This is a genomic window from Thalassospiraceae bacterium LMO-JJ14 (genome assembly GCA_021555105.2).
GTDB lineage: Bacteria > Pseudomonadota > Alphaproteobacteria > Rhodospirillales > Casp-alpha2 > UBA4479.
Genome location: CP134604.1, coordinates 441,343 through 456,180 on the forward strand (window position 1 = coordinate 441,343; position 14,838 = coordinate 456,180).

Consider the following 14,838-nt stretch of genomic DNA (forward strand, 5'->3'; position numbering starts at 1 on the left):
ATGTCTGCTGAACCATCCACGATATTTGCAATGGCATCGGCGCCCGGACGGGCCGGAATCGCGGTGGTGCGGGTTTCCGGGCCGCGCGCCGGGCAAGCATTGCGGGCGTTGGCGACGGACCTGACCGCCCTGCCCCCGCCCCGGATGGCGACGCGGGCAATTCTTTACGCATCCGAATCGAATTCCGTCGCCGCCCGTGAGCGGATCGACGATGCGCTTGTGTTGTGGTTTCCGGCCCCATCGAGTTTCACCGGTGAGGATGTGGTGGAGTTCCATATCCATGGCGGGTATGCGGTCCTTGATTCCCTTATTACGAGTCTCGCGGCATTCCCTGGCCTTTCCCCGGCCGGGCCCGGCGATTTTTCCCGCCGTGCCTTCGAACACGGCAAGATGGATCTGACCGCCGTCGAGGCCATTGCCGATCTGGTGGATGCGGAAACCGCGGCGCAGCGGCGTCAGGCGCTGGCACAGATGGGCGGCGCCTTGGCCGCGCGCTACGACGGCTGGCGTGCACGGCTGGTGAAGTCCATGGCCTTCGCAGAAGCCAGCATCGATTTTGCCGAGGAAGACATTCCGGCAGACCTGACGCGGCAAAGCATCGATGCCCTGTATGCGCTGGCCGATGAGATCGAAACGCATCTTGCCGATGACGGCATCGGCGAGCGGATCCGTGACGGCTTCCGGATTGCCCTGACCGGAGCGCCGAATGTCGGCAAGTCTTCCCTCCTCAATGCCCTGGCGAAACGCGATGTGGCGATTGTCTCGGACATTGCCGGCACAACCCGCGACGTGATCGAGGTGCCGCTGGACCTGGGCGGCTATGCCGCCGTCCTGATCGATACCGCCGGCATTCGCGACAGCAGCGACGCTATTGAACGTGAAGGTGTGCGCCGCGCCCGCGATCAGGCAGCGTCGGCGGACCTGCGTCTGCATCTTCTGGAAGCGACCGCCCCGGCATCCGAAATGCCCGACGATGAGAGAACCCTCGTGGTTCTCAACAAGTCGGACCTTGTCGGGGATCCGATAGCACCCCGCCCCCCCGGGGCGCTTTCGATCTCGGTTAAAACCGGGTCCGGTATATCCGGTCTGATTGCCGAGATGACGACCCGCATCAAAACTCAGGTAGCACAGCGCGCGGGCACCTCGGCGCCGCTGACCCGGGCCCGTCACCGGGAGGCGCTGGAGGATTGCGCCGCCGCCCTCCGCCGGGCCATAGCCTCAGCCGAGCGGGGTGCCGATGCGGAGATGATGGCCGAGGACATGCGCGTCGCCGCGCAGGCGCTCGGGCGGATCACCGGGCGGGTCGACGTCGAGGAACTTCTGGATCGCATCTTCAGTGACTTTTGCATTGGGAAATGAGTCCCATAAAGGGATTCCGGTGTTTCACGTGAAACACCGGCCTTATCCCCCGGCGTTCAAGCAGATTCAACATATTGGTGGTTAACTGATTCTAACCACAATGTTTCACGTGAAACATGCGCCGAGATCAATTGACTCGGATACGGTGTACGCCTATGTTCCGCGCCATGTCGACCCGGGATGAAATTGTGGATGTGATCGTTGTCGGCGGCGGCCATGCCGGCGCCGAGGCTGCGGCTGCGTCGGCGCGTATGGGCGCGCGCACCTTACTGGTGACGCATCGCCTCGATACCATCGGCGAAATGTCCTGCAACCCGGCGATCGGCGGTTTGGCAAAGGGTCAACTGGTGCGTGAGGTCGATGCCCTGGACGGGCTCATGGGCCGGGCCATCGACCGCGCCGGGATACAGTTCCGTATGCTCAACCGTTCCAAGGGACCAGCGGTGCGTGGGCCGCGTGCCCAGGCCGACCGCAAGCTCTACCGGAACGCCATTCAGACTCTGTTGGCGGAAACGGAAAATCTGCGCATCGAAGCGGCCAGTGTCGAGGATCTGATCATTGACGAAGCGTCTAACCGGGTATGCGGTATCCGCACCGGTGATGGTCGGACATTCATGGCCGGTGCCGTGATTATCACAACAGGCACGTTCCTGCGCGGTCTGATCCATATAGGCGATCAACGCATTCCGGCCGGACGGGTCGGCGACAAGCCCTCGATCGGCCTGGCCTATACCTTCAAGCGTTTGGGCTTTCCGCTGGGCCGTCTTAAAACCGGGACCCCGCCACGGCTCGACGGCCGGACGATTGACTGGTCGGGGCTAGAATCCCAGCCCGCGGATGATCCGCCGGTGCCGTTTTCATATCTGACAGATAAAATTTCAGTGCCGCAGATCGCCTGTCATATGACATATACAAATGCCCGGACCCACGCGATCATTCACGATAACCTGCATCTGTCAGCGATGTATTCAGGTCAGATCGAGGGGGTCGGTCCGCGTTACTGCCCATCGGTGGAAGACAAGATCGTTCGCTTCGCTGACAAGGAACGGCACCAGATTTTTCTCGAACCGGAAGGTCTCGACGATCCGACGGTCTATCCGAACGGGATTTCGACGTCGCTGCCGATGCATGTTCAACTGGAGATCCTGAAGACCATTCCGGGCCTGGAGAAGGCCCTGATGTTCCAGCCGGGCTATGCCATCGAATATGATTTCGTCGATCCGCGCGCCCTTAAACGTAATCTTGAAACTCACGCTGTACATGGCCTGTATCTTGCCGGGCAGATCAACGGCACAACCGGTTATGAAGAAGCCGCGGCGCAGGGCCTGATGGCCGGCATCAATGCCGCCCTGGCGGTGGCCGGTTCTGAAACGCCGTTCATTCTTGATCGAGCGGAAGCATATATCGGGGTGATGATCGATGATCTGGTGACGTTGGGCACGGCCGAGCCGTATCGGATGTTTACGTCGCGAGCCGAGTACCGGTTGATGCTGCGGGCCGACAATGCCGATCTCCGCCTGACACAACGGGGGATCGACGTCGGTATCGTGACCGAAACTCGGGCGCGGGCGTTCGCAGATAAAAAAGCGCAGATCGACCATCTGCGCGGGTTACTTCTGAAGATCAATGAATCGCCGACGGAATTGCGTACCCGGGGCCTCGATATCAATCAGGACGGCGTGCGCAGAAACGGCATCGATCTGCTGAGCTATCCTAACATTCATTATACCACACTTGCCGGTATTTGGTCCGAACTCGGTAATGCCCGACCCGATGTCGTCGAACAGCTGGAAATCGAAGCCACGTATGCCAGCTATCTGCATCGTCAGGAAGCGGATGTGCAGGCCCTGCGCCGTGATGAAAGTTTGTTGTTGCCGGAAGACCTCGATTACACGCAGATCCCGAGTTTATCGAACGAGGTCAAGGACAAGCTGACACGCGTGCGACCGGAAACCATTGGTCAGGCGGCGCGTATCTCCGGTGTGACCCCGGCGGCGATCACCGCTCTGCTGGCCCACGTCAAACGGCGTGATCGCCGCCTGACGGCCTGACGGCAGCGGGGGCTGTTTCACGTGAAACATTATTTCGTATGACCGAAGCCCCGCTGACACGCGACGGTTTCAGCGCCGCCATGGGCGGTGTCGGCTATGCCGTGCTGGATCGTCTGGAAGCGTATATCGCGCACCTGGCAAAATGGCAGCGGGCGATCAATCTGGTCGGCCCCAAAACGCTGGAGGATCCATGGCGCCGGCATATTCTTGACAGTGCCCAGCTTGTACCGCTGCTGCCGTCTGTCACAACGGGCTTGAAGATCGCCGATCTGGGCAGCGGCGCCGGTTTGCCGGGACTTGTACTGGCCATCATGACGGATGCGGATGTCCAGATGATCGAGAGCGATCAGCGAAAATCGACGTTCATTCGCGAGGCCGCGCGGATTACCGAAACATCTGTCGTCGTCCATACTGGACGCATCGAGGCCGTGGCACCGTGTCAGGCCGAAATCGTCACGGCTCGCGCGTTGGCGCCTATGCAGCGGTTACTGCCCTGGGTCTACCGGCATTTGGCGCCGGGCGGAAAATCATTGCTTTTAAAGGGTGCAGAGGCGGATGAAGAATTGACGCTGTCAGCGAAAAAATGGACAATGTCCATGGTCCGAAAACAGAGCCTTTCCAATGCTTCCGGCACCGTTCTCATCATTGACGAATTGGCGCCCATAACTGATGTCTGATACTATTTTGCACCCACGACGTACCCGCATTATATCCGTTGCCAACCAGAAGGGGGGAGTCGGCAAGACGACGACCGCCATAAACCTGGCGACTGCTCTGGCGGCGATCAAGCAGCGGGTCCTGATCATTGATCTCGACCCGCAGGGCAATGCCTCGACCGGTCTTGGGATCGAGCACAAGGACCGCGAAAAGAACACTTACCATGTGCTGATCCGAGAAATTCCGTTACATGATGCAATCCGCCAGACATCGATACCCGGTCTGGATATCGTCCCGTCGGGGATCGATTTATCCGGCGCCGAAATCGAACTGGTGGATGTGGAACGCCGTGAATTTTGCCTGCGCGAAGCACTGATGCTGGCGTCAGCCGAATACGATTACATTCTGATCGATTGCCCGCCGGCACTGGGCCTGTTGACGATTAACGCCCTGGTGGCGTCGCAGGCCGTGCTGGTGCCGTTGCAATGCGAGTTTTTCGCGCTGGAAGGGGTCTCGCTTCTGGTGCGCACGATCGAGCGGGTCAAGGCGACCTACAATCCGGGGCTCGAGATCCAGGGAATTGTGCTGACCATGTTCGATGGCCGGAACAACCTGTCGGGGGCTGTGGCCGATGACGTCCGCGCCTTCTTCGGCGACAAGGTCTACCAGACCGTCATTCCACGTAATGTGCGTGTTTCCGAAGCGCCGTCCTATGGCCGGCCGGTCATCGTCTATGATATGGATTGCGCCGGATCGCAGGCGTATCTCAGTCTTGCCGGCGAAGTCATACATCGCGAACGCCGGGTGGGAGTGTAGCCGATGGCTGAAAAAAAGAATAAACTCGGCCGCGGCCTGTCGGCTTTGCTCGGCGAAGCCAACGAGGATTATGCCAAGCTCGACAAGGTGCGCACGGCGAAGCCGGTAGCCATCGATCTTCTGCATCCAGGCAAATTCCAGCCGCGCCATTATGTCGATCAGGGCGCTATCGACGCGTTGGCGCAGTCGATCCGCGAAAAGGGCATTCTGCAGCCACTTCTGGTGCGCCGTCATCCGGATGACGCGCAGGCCTTCGAAATCATTGCCGGCGAGCGCCGCTGGCGTGCTGCGCAAATCGCACAACTGACCGAAGTGCCGGTCATCATCAAGGATTTCGACGACCAGACGACTTTGGAAGTGGCGATCGTTGAAAACGTCCAGCGCGAAAACCTCTCCGCGGTTGAAGAAGCGGACGCCTATAACCGGTTGATGGTCGACTTCAAGAATACCCAGGAAGATATCGCCCGCCTTGTCGGCAAAAGCCGGAGCCATGTCGCCAACACGCTGCGGCTTCTGGCCCTTGACGGCAAAGTCAAAAGGCTGGTCGAAGAAGGCCTGCTCAGTGCCGGGCATGCGCGAACGCTGATCGGCGTTGACGGCGCTTATGAAAAAGCCAGAAAAATAATCGACAAGAATCTGAGCGTCCGCCAAGCCGAGCAGCTGGCTAAAAAATCGACGGCTTCATCCAGCACGTCAAAAAAGAGCCACGCCAAGCCCAAGGACGTCGATACCCTTGCGTTGGAACGCGATCTGTCGAACATGCTGGGGCTCAAGGTTTCCGTCGAGGGTCACGGCGAAAAAGGCGAGCTGCGCATCGCCTATGACAATCTCGATCAGCTTGATCTTGTGATCAACCGGTTAAAAACCATGCCAAGTGAGCATGAGGTATTGGATGATGCGGAGGCTGACGCAGGCACCGGCAAAACCGCTGCGACGGTATCCGAGAAACCGACAGAAGCAGCGCCCAAGCTTTCAGTTAGCCTGAAGCCAAAATCGGCAAAAACTTAATTATACTTGTTTTTCAATGAGTTAGCGTCCAAAGCGACGGGCTGCCTGGGTTAGCTGCAACAGTGCTCGCTCACAGATTGCGCGCTCAATATCGAGGCCCGATTTACAATCCCGCTCGGTTTCCAGAAGCAAATGCAGCGCCCGCGCCAGATCGTTCGGTGCCCAGGCACGGGCCTGGCTTTCAAATGCGCCCGTGACTTTGAAAAAAACCGGCGGGCGCAGTTTTTTGATCGCACCTTGCATGTTGCCATCCCGTGCCGCATGGCTTTTCGCCTGATGCAGCCGGTCGAGATGGCGTTGCACGGCACGGATAACGCCGACCGCCGTGGCGCCCTCTGAAAAGGCGCGGTCCATGGCGGTGCCGAGCGCGTTCTGGTCGCCGCCACCGACGGCAAAGGCAATGTCGTCGAGCGATGCGGTTTTGGCATCGCCGATAACGGTAATGATATCTGCGGCGGTAATGACGGCATCGCTGCCCGGTCCGCCGGCATACATGATCAGTTTGTCGAGTTCCTGGCGTACGGCGAGACGGTCCGTGCCGAGACGGGCAAGAAGAATGGGCAAGGCATCGTTATCCAGTCGCACGCTTGCCGCCGAGAAATGTTCACGCACGACCCCGGCAAGGTCGCGTCCTTCGTCGGGATAACAGCCGATGGCGGCAGCATCGGAACGGCTTTCGAAAAGGCTGCGAATTTTAGATCTTGGCGAAAGCTCTCCCGCTTCGAAAATCGCCGGATGTACCCCGGCCCCTGCATCGAGCCAGCCGGCGACGACATCGACCACACTGTCGGTGATGTCCCTGACATTGACGACGGCGGCGCTGCCCATCAATGACATGGCATTGGCGGCATCGGACAGCAGGGCACCATCCTTGCGCAAGGCATCGCCACCCAACTCGGTAATGGCGAAGGGATCGCTGGCATCTGCAAAATATTCGATCAGCGCTTTGGCGCGCTCGCGAATTAGCCCGGCATCGGGACCGAACAGCAACACACCACGTACTTTGGCATCTGGCGACTTGACGAAAGACGCGGCTTTTGCACCGCCGAGCTTCATGGTTTCGCGGTCTGGGGCTCAGCCCTGGTCAGGAGAGCAGCAAGGCGAATGCGCAATTGCTGTGCGAGATCGTTAAGACCCCGTTCGCGCGCGCCTTTTTCGGCCATGAGCGTCTGAAACTCCGACTGGAATATATTGTAACCGCTCGATGTTGTGACGACCCCGCTATAAGCGGCCTCATCGTTGCCGGGGTGGCGCAGCGTAAAATTGGCCCTCACTGTCAGATTGGCACGCGTGGCGATGGCGCTTTTCTGCACCGCCAGGTCACGGGTGCTTTCAGTCAGCGTGACTTCCAGGAAATAATCCGTTTCGGTGCCGTGTCCGGCGGGATGCAGCAACTGCACGAGTTGATTGCGGAAATACTGTCCTTCGCGATCGGGAATATTGCCGATCGAGACTTTCTTGAAGATGTCGAAGGCATAAGCGCTGCGCCTGGAAACATCTTCCTGTGGCGGCACATAAAGCGGACGGAACCCGCAGCCGCCAAGCGCCAGGACAAGCGCCGCAGCAAGGACGGGTCTAAATAACGACATTGACGATCTTGTTCGGGACGACGATCACTTTCCGAACTTCCTTGCCTTCGATGAAACTGCGCACATTGTCCAACATCAACGCCGCTTGTTCCACGGTTTCCTTATCGCAATCCTTGGCGATATCTATGGTTCCGCGCAATTTGCCGTTGACCTGCACGGCAACCGTAATGGTGTCTTCGACAAGCATGCCTTGATCGGCGACGGGCCAGGGCGTTTCAGCGACAAGCGCCGTATGGCCAAGCTCATGCCACATCTCTTCGGCAAGATGCGGCATCAGCGGACCAACAAGAATGGCAATCGTTTCCGACGCGAAGCGAAGCACCCATGCCGCCCCGTCATCATTTCCCGGCATGTCTTCGACAGCGTTGCTAAGCTCGCGAATACGGGCAACGGCCTTGTTGAAGTGAAACTTCTCCAGATCTTCGGTGACGGCGGCTACGGTTTTATGGACCAGCCTTTCGACGTCGAGCGCAGCACCCGATACTGTTTCCGGACGTGCGGCATTGATATCCGCGCGCGCGAACGAAGGCTCCGAAACCAGACGCCACAGCCGGTTGACATAGCGCCAAGCTCCCTCGATGCCGGCGTCCGTCCAGTCGAGATCGCGGTCCGGCGGACTATCGGACAACATGAACAGGCGCGCCGTGTCGGCGCCGTAGGTGCTGATGATTTCTTCCGGATCGACAACGTTGCGTTTCGACTTGCTCATTTTTTCAGAGCGCCCGCGCGTGACCTTGTCGCCTTTGCTGTCGGTCAGGTCCCCGTTATCGGCGCTGATGATGTCGGTTGGAAACAGCCACTTCCCGTTCGCATCCTTGTAGGTTTCATGACAGATCATGCCCTGGGTCTGCAGGCCCCCGAACGGCTCATCCAGATCAAGATAGCCGCACTGTTTGAGCGCGCGCGTGAAAAACCGCGAATACAGAAGATGCAGCACCGCATGTTCGATACCGCCGATATACTGATCGACCGGCAACCAGTAATCGGCGGCGGACCGGGTGAAGGCCCGTTCAGCGACGGGGGCGCAGAAACGTGCGAAGTACCATGACGATTCAAAAAAAGTATCGAAGGTGTCAGTTTCGCGGACCGCCGGCTTGCCGCACGCCGGACAATCGACGTGCTTCCAGCTCGGATGCTTGTCGAGCGGATTGCCGGCAACGTTGATGTCGATGTCTTCCGGCAGGACGACCGGCAGCTGTGTCTCTGGGACCGGCACGGTGCCGCAATCGTCGCAATGCACGATAGGGATCGGACAGCCCCAGTACCGCTGGCGCGACACGCCCCAGTCACGGAGCCGGAAATTGACCTGTTTCTCGCCCATGCCACGGTCTTCGAAACGCTTGATGATCGCGGTCTTGGCGTCAGGCACGGAAAGGCCGTTGAGGAATTCCGAATTGATGATGGCGCCGTCGCCGACAAAGGCTTCGTCTGCGACACTGAATGTCTGTGCATCTGCGTCCGGCGGGCATACCACCGGAATCACGGGCAGGCCGTACTTGCGGGCAAAGTCGAGGTCGCGCTGATCGTGGGCGGGGCAGCCGAAAATGGCCCCGGTGCCGTAATCCATCAAGACGAAATTGGCGACATAGATCGGCAGCGATTCTCCGTCAATGACCGGATGGGCGCACTTCAAGCCGGTATCGAAACCAAGTTTCTCCGCCGTCTCGATGGCCGCTTCAGATGTTGCCATGCGATTGCACTGGGCGATGAACTCGGCGAGCCCAGGATTGCCGGGGGCCAGTTCCTGAGCCAGCGGGTGGTTCGCCGAAATAGCCATGAACGAGGCGCCGAAAATGGTGTCGGGGCGTGTTGTATAAACGTCGAGCGGCTGATCGCGGCCGATGATCTTGAAACCGATGCGCGCGCCTTCCGATCTGCCGATCCAGTTGTGTTGCATGACCCGTACCCGGTCCGGCCAGCGCTCAAGTTCGTCAATGGCGCCCAGCAGCTCATCGGCATACGCGGTGATTTTCAGGAACCACTGCGCCAGCTTGCGCTTTTCAACTTCCGCGCCGGACCGCCAGCCCTTGCCGTCGATTACCTGTTCGTTGGCGAGAACCGTGTTCTCGACCGGATCCCAGTTGACCCAGGATTCCTTGCGGTAAACCAGCCCGGCCTCGAGAAAATCGAGAAACATCTTCTGTTCGTGCTGATAATATTCCGGATCGCAGGTCGCGATTTCGCGGCGCCAGTCATACGACAGCCCCATCGATTTGAGCTGCTCACGCATGGTGGCGATATTGGCATGGGTCCATTTCGCCGGGTGGACGTTGTTTTCCTTGGCGGCGTTTTCCGCCGGCAGACCGAAGGCGTCCCAGCCCATCGGGTGCAATACGTTATATCCTTGGGCGCGACGGAACCGGGCAACCAGATCGCCAAGCGTGTAATTGCGGACATGGCCCATGTGAATGCGCCCGGACGGGTACGGGAACATCTCAAGGACATAGTACTTCGGCTTGTCAGGGTCTTCTTCAACGTCAAAACAGTGTTGATCGGCCCATGCGGCTTGCCATTTGCTTTCGGTGTCCTTGAAGTTGTATCGCGACATTTCTTTCTCGAACTCACAAAGTTATCACGCGGCCTTTTTCGGTGGCCACGATTTGTATCGGATCAGGCGGGTGCTGTAGGCCCGGTATTATTGTGCGGTTAGGGTTTGGTGGCGCAGCATGCGAGCCTTGGTCAGAATTGAATCCTCTACCTTCGGCGCTGTCCCGTCCGGCACCACGGCATCTGCCCAGTTGCCGCTGCGGTCGCGCAACTGGCGGAACACCGAAACCTTAATACCGTCCGCCCGCAATGTACGGCCGAGAATGTAAACGTTGAGCTTGAACCGCTCGCTCGGCGATTCCGGCGGGCTGTACCAGTCCGTGATGATAACGCCACCGAAGGCATCGGCGGTGTTGATCGGCATGAAAGAGATCGTTTCCAGCGAGGCGCGCCACAGGAAACTGTTTACGCCAAGGGCGCCGCCACTGTTATTGTTGCTGTCGTTGCCGAAGAAGCTTAATCCGCCGTCACCGAAGACCGTTTTACGGGTCTTGTAATCCGTATATTCGTTTTCATCCTTGGCTTCATTGCGCGGGTCACCTGGCGAATATGCACAGCCCGTTAGCAGAACGCAGGCAGCGAGAATGACCGTGCCCAGGCGGGTCATCTTGCGGGTTGTCATGGGGAAAATCGATGTCATGCGTAACCGTCCTTTATTCTCGCCCAGCGGTCGGTGCGCCAACGGATGACCCGATGCCGCGCCGAACGAAGTCTCTCTTACACCAAATCATTGGAATCCACCAGACTTTGACGCACTTAAAGGCCCGCCGAGAGGCTAAGGGGTCGCGGCGTCGCCGGGGCTGAACAGGCCGATCCCGGCAAGCCCCGATGCGCCGGCATGAAGCACCCGTATAATCCGCGCCTCTGTTATGCCGCCAAGCGCTATGACCGGCAGACCGGCGGTGCCGGCAATCGTGGCGAAACGCGAAACGCCGAGCGACGCGGCTGTGCCGTGACTGCGGGTCGGAAACACGGGTGATAGAAGCACCGCATCGACACCGCGCCGCTTCGCCGTCATGACGGCACGCTGCGAATGTGCCGAGGCCGTCACCAGGGCCGGGTTGAGGCGCGCAATATCGCTGGCTTTCCAACGCCCGAGCGCGGCCTCGGGAATGTGTATGCCGTCCGCTTCGAGAAGTGCCGGGGGAAAGGGGGCGGAAAGCAGAACCGCAACACCATAACGGCGCGCCTTAGGCATCAGGGCGGCAGCCATGCGATGCGCCTCGTCCATTTGCGGGTGGCGGACGATGATGGCGCTGGCGGGCGGCAGGTGCGGCAGGTAAGGCGCCGGGTCGGGCAGGCGTTCGACATCCGTCATCAATACCCAGTCGGGGACGTCCCATCGTCGGTGATTGTCTTGACGGGGGGGAGTTGATAACGTCCGCTGCACTGAATAACGCATGGCCGCACTATGACCCAGAAAAACGATCCCGCAAGCAATCTTGCCGCTGTTCGGGCGGATATCACCAAGGCCGCGGCCGACGCCGGGCGCGATCCCGGGGAGATCCATCTGGTCGCGGTGTCCAAGTTTCACGAGGCGGCCTCGATCCTGCCTGTGCTGCAGGCGGGACACCGGCTGTTCGGTGAAAACCGCGTGCAGGAAGCGGAAAACAAATGGCCTGCGCTCAGGGAACGCTATCCGGATGTGACCCTGCATCTGATCGGTCCGTTGCAGTCCAACAAGGTCAAGAACGCCGTCGCCGTGTTCGATGTCATTGAAACCGTCGATCGGCCGAAAATCGCCCGGGCGCTGGCTGCGGAATTTGACCGCACCGGGCGCCGATTACCGTGTTATATCCAGGTCAATACCGGAGAGGAACCTCAGAAAGCCGGCGTTTCCCCAGGCGACGTCGATGCTTTCGTATCGGAGTGCAGGGAAAATCTCGGCCTCGATATTCAGGGGCTGATGTGCATTCCGCCGCTGGACGAGGAACCGGCACTGCATTTCGCGCTGTTGTCGGAAATTGCCGATCGTAACGGACTTGCCGTCAGGAGCATGGGCATGAGCGCGGATTACGAAAAAGCGATTTCGCTCGGTGCCACCCATGTCCGTGTCGGCACGGCCATTTTCGGGGCGCGGCAGCCACAGGCATAGTGACGTTCATCCGCTTTCCTGGGAAATTTCTATTTCTGTGTGATCCGACCAGGCTTCCAGCAATGCCATCAAATCCGTTGCTGACAGCGCGATACAGCCTTCCGTTGCGGTATAATCCGGCTTCGCGATGTGAATGAAGACGGCACTGCCGGCCCCCGGTACGGGCGGACTGTCATTGTGGCTGATTTCAATTACCAGGTCATAGACTTGATCGTCGCGGTACATTTTCTCGTGGCTGCCCGAAAACGGCAACCTGACGGGCCGGTTGTATTCGGGCCTTGCCGGATCGTCGCACCAGCCGTCTTCCGCAGCGATGTCGCGGACCGGCAGGCCGGTCTCGATATGCCCGATGCGGTCGCGGCGGATATACAGCTTTTTCAGACGATACCTGCCGCTGGGCGTCGCGCCGTCACCCTCGTGTTTGTCGGGAAGAACGCCGCCACGGCCGAGAGCGCACCGGTAACGTTTGCCGGCGTATTCGAGAACATGATTGGCATAGACGCGGATTATCATGCGCCAAGATCAGCATGTGTGGTATGCTCCGTAAAGCCGGAACCTTAAAAAAACCGGCTCGGTCCCGGTGCGGCCGGCTTCAGCCTTGCGGACGCAGATTGGCGGCAACTTCGTAGGCCCAGGCAGCAGAGCGGGCGTCATTGGTGAGAACGGCCATTTGTTCGACGCTGAACGGTGTTTTGCGAGGAGCCGGCGGATGATCGCGGAGCAGCGATGTGGCGTCGGGTACGGTGATCGTTTCGCGGCCGGGCCTGTCCGGGGACGCCCCTTCCGGCGGGGCTTTGGCAGGGCTGCTGTTCTGGTTGCGCAAGTTGTTTCTTGCCCAATCGGATTCGGCCCTGGCCCAGGCCATCACGGGATCCTCGGCGTCGGGCGTGGCATGCGCCGTGCCAGGTGCGGCCGTGGTATTCTCCAGGCTGGCGGTTTCAATGCTTTCGTCGGACGTCACCCACGACGCCATATGCTCACCGATATCCTTGCCGGTACTGCCCTCGACAAAGACATTGGCCAGAGCGCCGACAAGGCCGACGGGGCCGAAAAACAGGGTTGAGCCGATAACACGGGGTGCGGCGCCGATCTCGTCGCCTGTGGATTCACGGTAGAATGTCGAGACAAGAGGGATGTGTTGCAGGGGATTGACCACGTCGATCAGATCGGCGAATGAGAAACCGTCCTCACCGAAAAGCGATAATTCTTTAATCTTGGTCTCATCGTCGGGCGGGCTGAACGCGATTTCCTGTGGTGGCGGCTTTTGCGTTCCGGCGTCTGAGCCGATTGTCGATGGCATCCATGCCAGATGATTATCTACCGAAAGCATTCTCTGTCCCAAACCCCTGACTCGTAACCAAGTCACATATCCCTGTCGTCAATCGACGTGTCCCGTCAGGAAATAAGCAAGGTATATGCCAACATAAATGCTGATAAATCAGTAGGTTAAAAGATGAATGCAACCCGGAATCGGGGCAAGGGCAATAACTGCCGGGTCAAATGCGCTGTTAGAACTGATGCCCGGCGCGCGATGCCTTGGTCTGCAGATAGAACTCGTTGTGCTTATTTGCCGGGAATGCATGCTGGACCCGTTCCACCACATTGACCCCATAACGGGACAATGCCGACAGTTTATCGGGATTATTGGTCATCAGGCGCACTTTCTGGAAGCCGAGCAGCTTCAGCATTCTGGCTGCAGGCATGTAGACGCGTTCGTCTGCGTCGAAGCCGAGTTGTTCGTTGGCGTCCATGGTGTCGAAGCCGAGATCCTGCAGCTCATAGGCGCGCAGTTTGTTGATCAGGCCGATCCCGCGCCCTTCCTGGGCGAGATATAACAAAATCCCGGTACCGGCGGACTTGATTTCGCTGAGCGCGCCCTGCAGCTGGTCGCCGCAGTCGCAGCGCAGGCTGCCGAGCAGGTCGCCGGTAAAGCATTCGGAATGCAATCTGACCAGCACCGGGTGCGCCGGGTCGGGTTGCCCGACAATGATTGCCAAGTGTTCACGCCCGCCGTCGGCGGGCCTGAAAGCGACGATGCGTGTATCGTGCGCATCGCTGATCGGCACGCGGGCCTCGCCGACCCGTTTCAGGTTTCTGACGGCAGCGCTTTCGAACTGGAAAACATCGCCGGTATCGACGCTCAGAAAGTCGTGCCGGTTGGCCCAGGAGATCACATCGTCAACGTCATCGATTTGCGCCGTCACCGCGGCCGGCAGCAACCGGGCAATTTTTGACAGAGCCACGGCCGCGGACGCGCAATCATGACCGGGGTCGTTGCGGACCGTGACATGCAGCCGCTCGCGCAGTTCCGGGGTTACCCCGGCCTCGACCAGCGGATTGGCCAAGGCGCTGATCTCGTCGGCACCGAGGCCGCCAAGGCCGCTGACAATGGCGATTTTCCCGGCGCTGTCGGCGAGACCGAGAACGGCGGCGCGGCGGGCTGTGATGGCCAGGGCCGGGGCGCTGCCGGTGGTGTCTTGAAGCTGCTGCAGACTTTCCGAACTCATGGCTTCGGCGGCCAGCGCCAGCACGGCGTGTCCGCCGCCACCCTTGACGACGACCGGACGGCCGCGTCTGAACTCACCCATGGCGCGCTCGACCGAAAGCACCGTCAACGGCGCACGTGCCGCCGGCACCTCATAAAGCTCTGCATTCCCAGAATTCGGGTTGTTCATTTGTCTAACCTAGCACCTTTCCGCAAAAAGCCGGTTAATAT

The 14,838-nt window shown here is 59.5% G+C and carries 14 protein-coding genes; 6 read left to right on the forward strand and 8 right to left on the reverse strand.

What is annotated here, in order from left to right; translation table 11 throughout:
• From mnmE to L2D14_02155, 5 genes are all read left to right on the forward strand, one after another.
• A complete protein-coding gene (mnmE, locus tag L2D14_02135) occupies positions 1-1,359 on the forward strand; it encodes a tRNA uridine-5-carboxymethylaminomethyl(34) synthesis GTPase MnmE (protein WNK00234.1) in 1,359 nt (452 codons plus the stop codon).
• Positions 1,360-1,514: 155 nt separating this feature from the next.
• Positions 1,515-3,410 (forward strand): tRNA uridine-5-carboxymethylaminomethyl(34) synthesis enzyme MnmG, encoded by a 1,896-nt coding sequence (gene mnmG / locus L2D14_02140; protein ID WNK00235.1) that lies wholly within the window; start codon positions 1,515-1,517, stop codon positions 3,408-3,410.
• An 80-nt stretch (positions 3,411-3,490) separates the two neighbouring features.
• Entirely contained in the window at positions 3,491-4,087 is a 597-nt protein-coding gene (gene rsmG / locus L2D14_02145; GenBank protein ID WNK01636.1) for a 16S rRNA (guanine(527)-N(7))-methyltransferase RsmG, read from the forward strand.
• Positions 4,080-4,883, forward strand: coding sequence for an AAA family ATPase (locus L2D14_02150; GenBank protein ID WNK00236.1), 804 nt, complete (start codon positions 4,080-4,082; stop codon positions 4,881-4,883). Before rsmG ends, L2D14_02150 begins: the two co-directional genes overlap by 8 nt.
• Before the next feature lie 3 nt (positions 4,884-4,886).
• Positions 4,887-5,891: a ParB/RepB/Spo0J family partition protein gene (locus L2D14_02155; GenBank protein WNK00237.1), complete on the forward strand. Its 1,005-nt coding sequence runs from the start codon at positions 4,887-4,889 to the stop codon at positions 5,889-5,891.
• Positions 5,892-5,912: 21 nt separating this feature from the next.
• Here the strand turns inward: L2D14_02155 and holA are convergent, their stop codons facing one another.
• From holA to L2D14_02180, 5 genes are all read right to left on the reverse strand, one after another.
• Positions 5,913-6,947, reverse strand: coding sequence for a DNA polymerase III subunit delta (holA, locus tag L2D14_02160; GenBank protein WNK00238.1), 1,035 nt, complete (start codon positions 6,945-6,947; stop codon positions 5,913-5,915).
• Positions 6,944-7,480, reverse strand: a complete 537-nt coding sequence (lptE, locus tag L2D14_02165; protein WNK00239.1) for an LPS assembly lipoprotein LptE — start codon at positions 7,478-7,480, stop codon at positions 6,944-6,946. Before lptE ends, holA begins: the two co-directional genes overlap by 4 nt.
• Positions 7,467-10,028, reverse strand: coding sequence for a leucine--tRNA ligase (gene leuS, locus L2D14_02170; protein WNK00240.1), 2,562 nt, complete (start codon positions 10,026-10,028; stop codon positions 7,467-7,469). The genes lptE and leuS overlap by 14 nt, the downstream gene beginning before the upstream one ends.
• A gap of 87 nt (positions 10,029-10,115) precedes the next feature.
• The gene (locus tag L2D14_02175) at positions 10,116-10,667 is read right to left on the reverse strand and encodes a DUF3576 domain-containing protein (protein ID WNK00241.1); all 552 of its coding nucleotides are present in this window, start codon (positions 10,665-10,667) and stop codon (positions 10,116-10,118) included.
• 135 nt (positions 10,668-10,802) lie between these two features.
• Positions 10,803-11,345, reverse strand: a complete 543-nt coding sequence (locus tag L2D14_02180) for a thiamine phosphate synthase (protein WNK00242.1) — start codon at positions 11,343-11,345, stop codon at positions 10,803-10,805.
• A gap of 93 nt (positions 11,346-11,438) precedes the next feature.
• On the opposite strand from L2D14_02180, the gene L2D14_02185 reads away from it, so the two are divergent.
• On the forward strand, positions 11,439-12,122 hold the full coding sequence (locus L2D14_02185) for a YggS family pyridoxal phosphate-dependent enzyme (GenBank protein WNK00243.1): 684 nt from the start codon (positions 11,439-11,441) through the stop codon (positions 12,120-12,122).
• A 6-nt stretch (positions 12,123-12,128) separates the two neighbouring features.
• Here the strand turns inward: L2D14_02185 and L2D14_02190 are convergent, their stop codons facing one another.
• The 3 genes from L2D14_02190 to ribA form a co-directional block, all read right to left on the reverse strand.
• A complete protein-coding gene (locus tag L2D14_02190) occupies positions 12,129-12,635 on the reverse strand; it encodes a L,D-transpeptidase family protein (protein ID WNK00244.1) in 507 nt (168 codons plus the stop codon).
• A 79-nt stretch (positions 12,636-12,714) separates the two neighbouring features.
• A complete protein-coding gene (locus L2D14_02195; protein WNK00245.1) occupies positions 12,715-13,452 on the reverse strand; it encodes a hypothetical protein in 738 nt (245 codons plus the stop codon).
• 178 nt (positions 13,453-13,630) lie between these two features.
• Positions 13,631-14,797, reverse strand: coding sequence for a GTP cyclohydrolase II (gene ribA, locus L2D14_02200; GenBank protein WNK00246.1), 1,167 nt, complete (start codon positions 14,795-14,797; stop codon positions 13,631-13,633).
• Positions 14,798-14,838 lie beyond the last annotated feature (41 nt).

Coding starts and splice junctions, on each gene's coding strand:
- L2D14_02195 (WNK00245.1), bottom strand. CDS start 13,452: ATGCTTTCGGTAGATAATCATCTGGCATGGATGCCATCGACAATCGGC.
- L2D14_02190 (WNK00244.1), bottom strand. CDS start 12,635: ATGATAATCCGCGTCTATGCCAATCATGTTCTCGAATACGCCGGCAAA.
- lptE (WNK00239.1), bottom strand. CDS start 7,480: ATGTCGTTATTTAGACCCGTCCTTGCTGCGGCGCTTGTCCTGGCGCTT.
- L2D14_02155 (WNK00237.1), top strand. CDS start 4,887: ATGGCTGAAAAAAAGAATAAACTCGGCCGCGGCCTGTCGGCTTTGCTC.
- holA (WNK00238.1), bottom strand. CDS start 6,947: ATGAAGCTCGGCGGTGCAAAAGCCGCGTCTTTCGTCAAGTCGCCAGAT.
- mnmG (WNK00235.1), top strand. CDS start 1,515: ATGTTCCGCGCCATGTCGACCCGGGATGAAATTGTGGATGTGATCGTT.
- L2D14_02180 (WNK00242.1), bottom strand. CDS start 11,345: ATGACGGATGTCGAACGCCTGCCCGACCCGGCGCCTTACCTGCCGCAC.
- ribA (WNK00246.1), bottom strand. CDS start 14,797: ATGAACAACCCGAATTCTGGGAATGCAGAGCTTTATGAGGTGCCGGCG.
- leuS (WNK00240.1), bottom strand. CDS start 10,028: ATGTCGCGATACAACTTCAAGGACACCGAAAGCAAATGGCAAGCCGCA.
- mnmE (WNK00234.1), top strand. CDS start 1: ATGTCTGCTGAACCATCCACGATATTTGCAATGGCATCGGCGCCCGGA.
- L2D14_02175 (WNK00241.1), bottom strand. CDS start 10,667: ATGACATCGATTTTCCCCATGACAACCCGCAAGATGACCCGCCTGGGC.
- L2D14_02150 (WNK00236.1), top strand. CDS start 4,080: ATGTCTGATACTATTTTGCACCCACGACGTACCCGCATTATATCCGTT.
- L2D14_02185 (WNK00243.1), top strand. CDS start 11,439: ATGACCCAGAAAAACGATCCCGCAAGCAATCTTGCCGCTGTTCGGGCG.
- rsmG (WNK01636.1), top strand. CDS start 3,491: ATGGGCGGTGTCGGCTATGCCGTGCTGGATCGTCTGGAAGCGTATATC.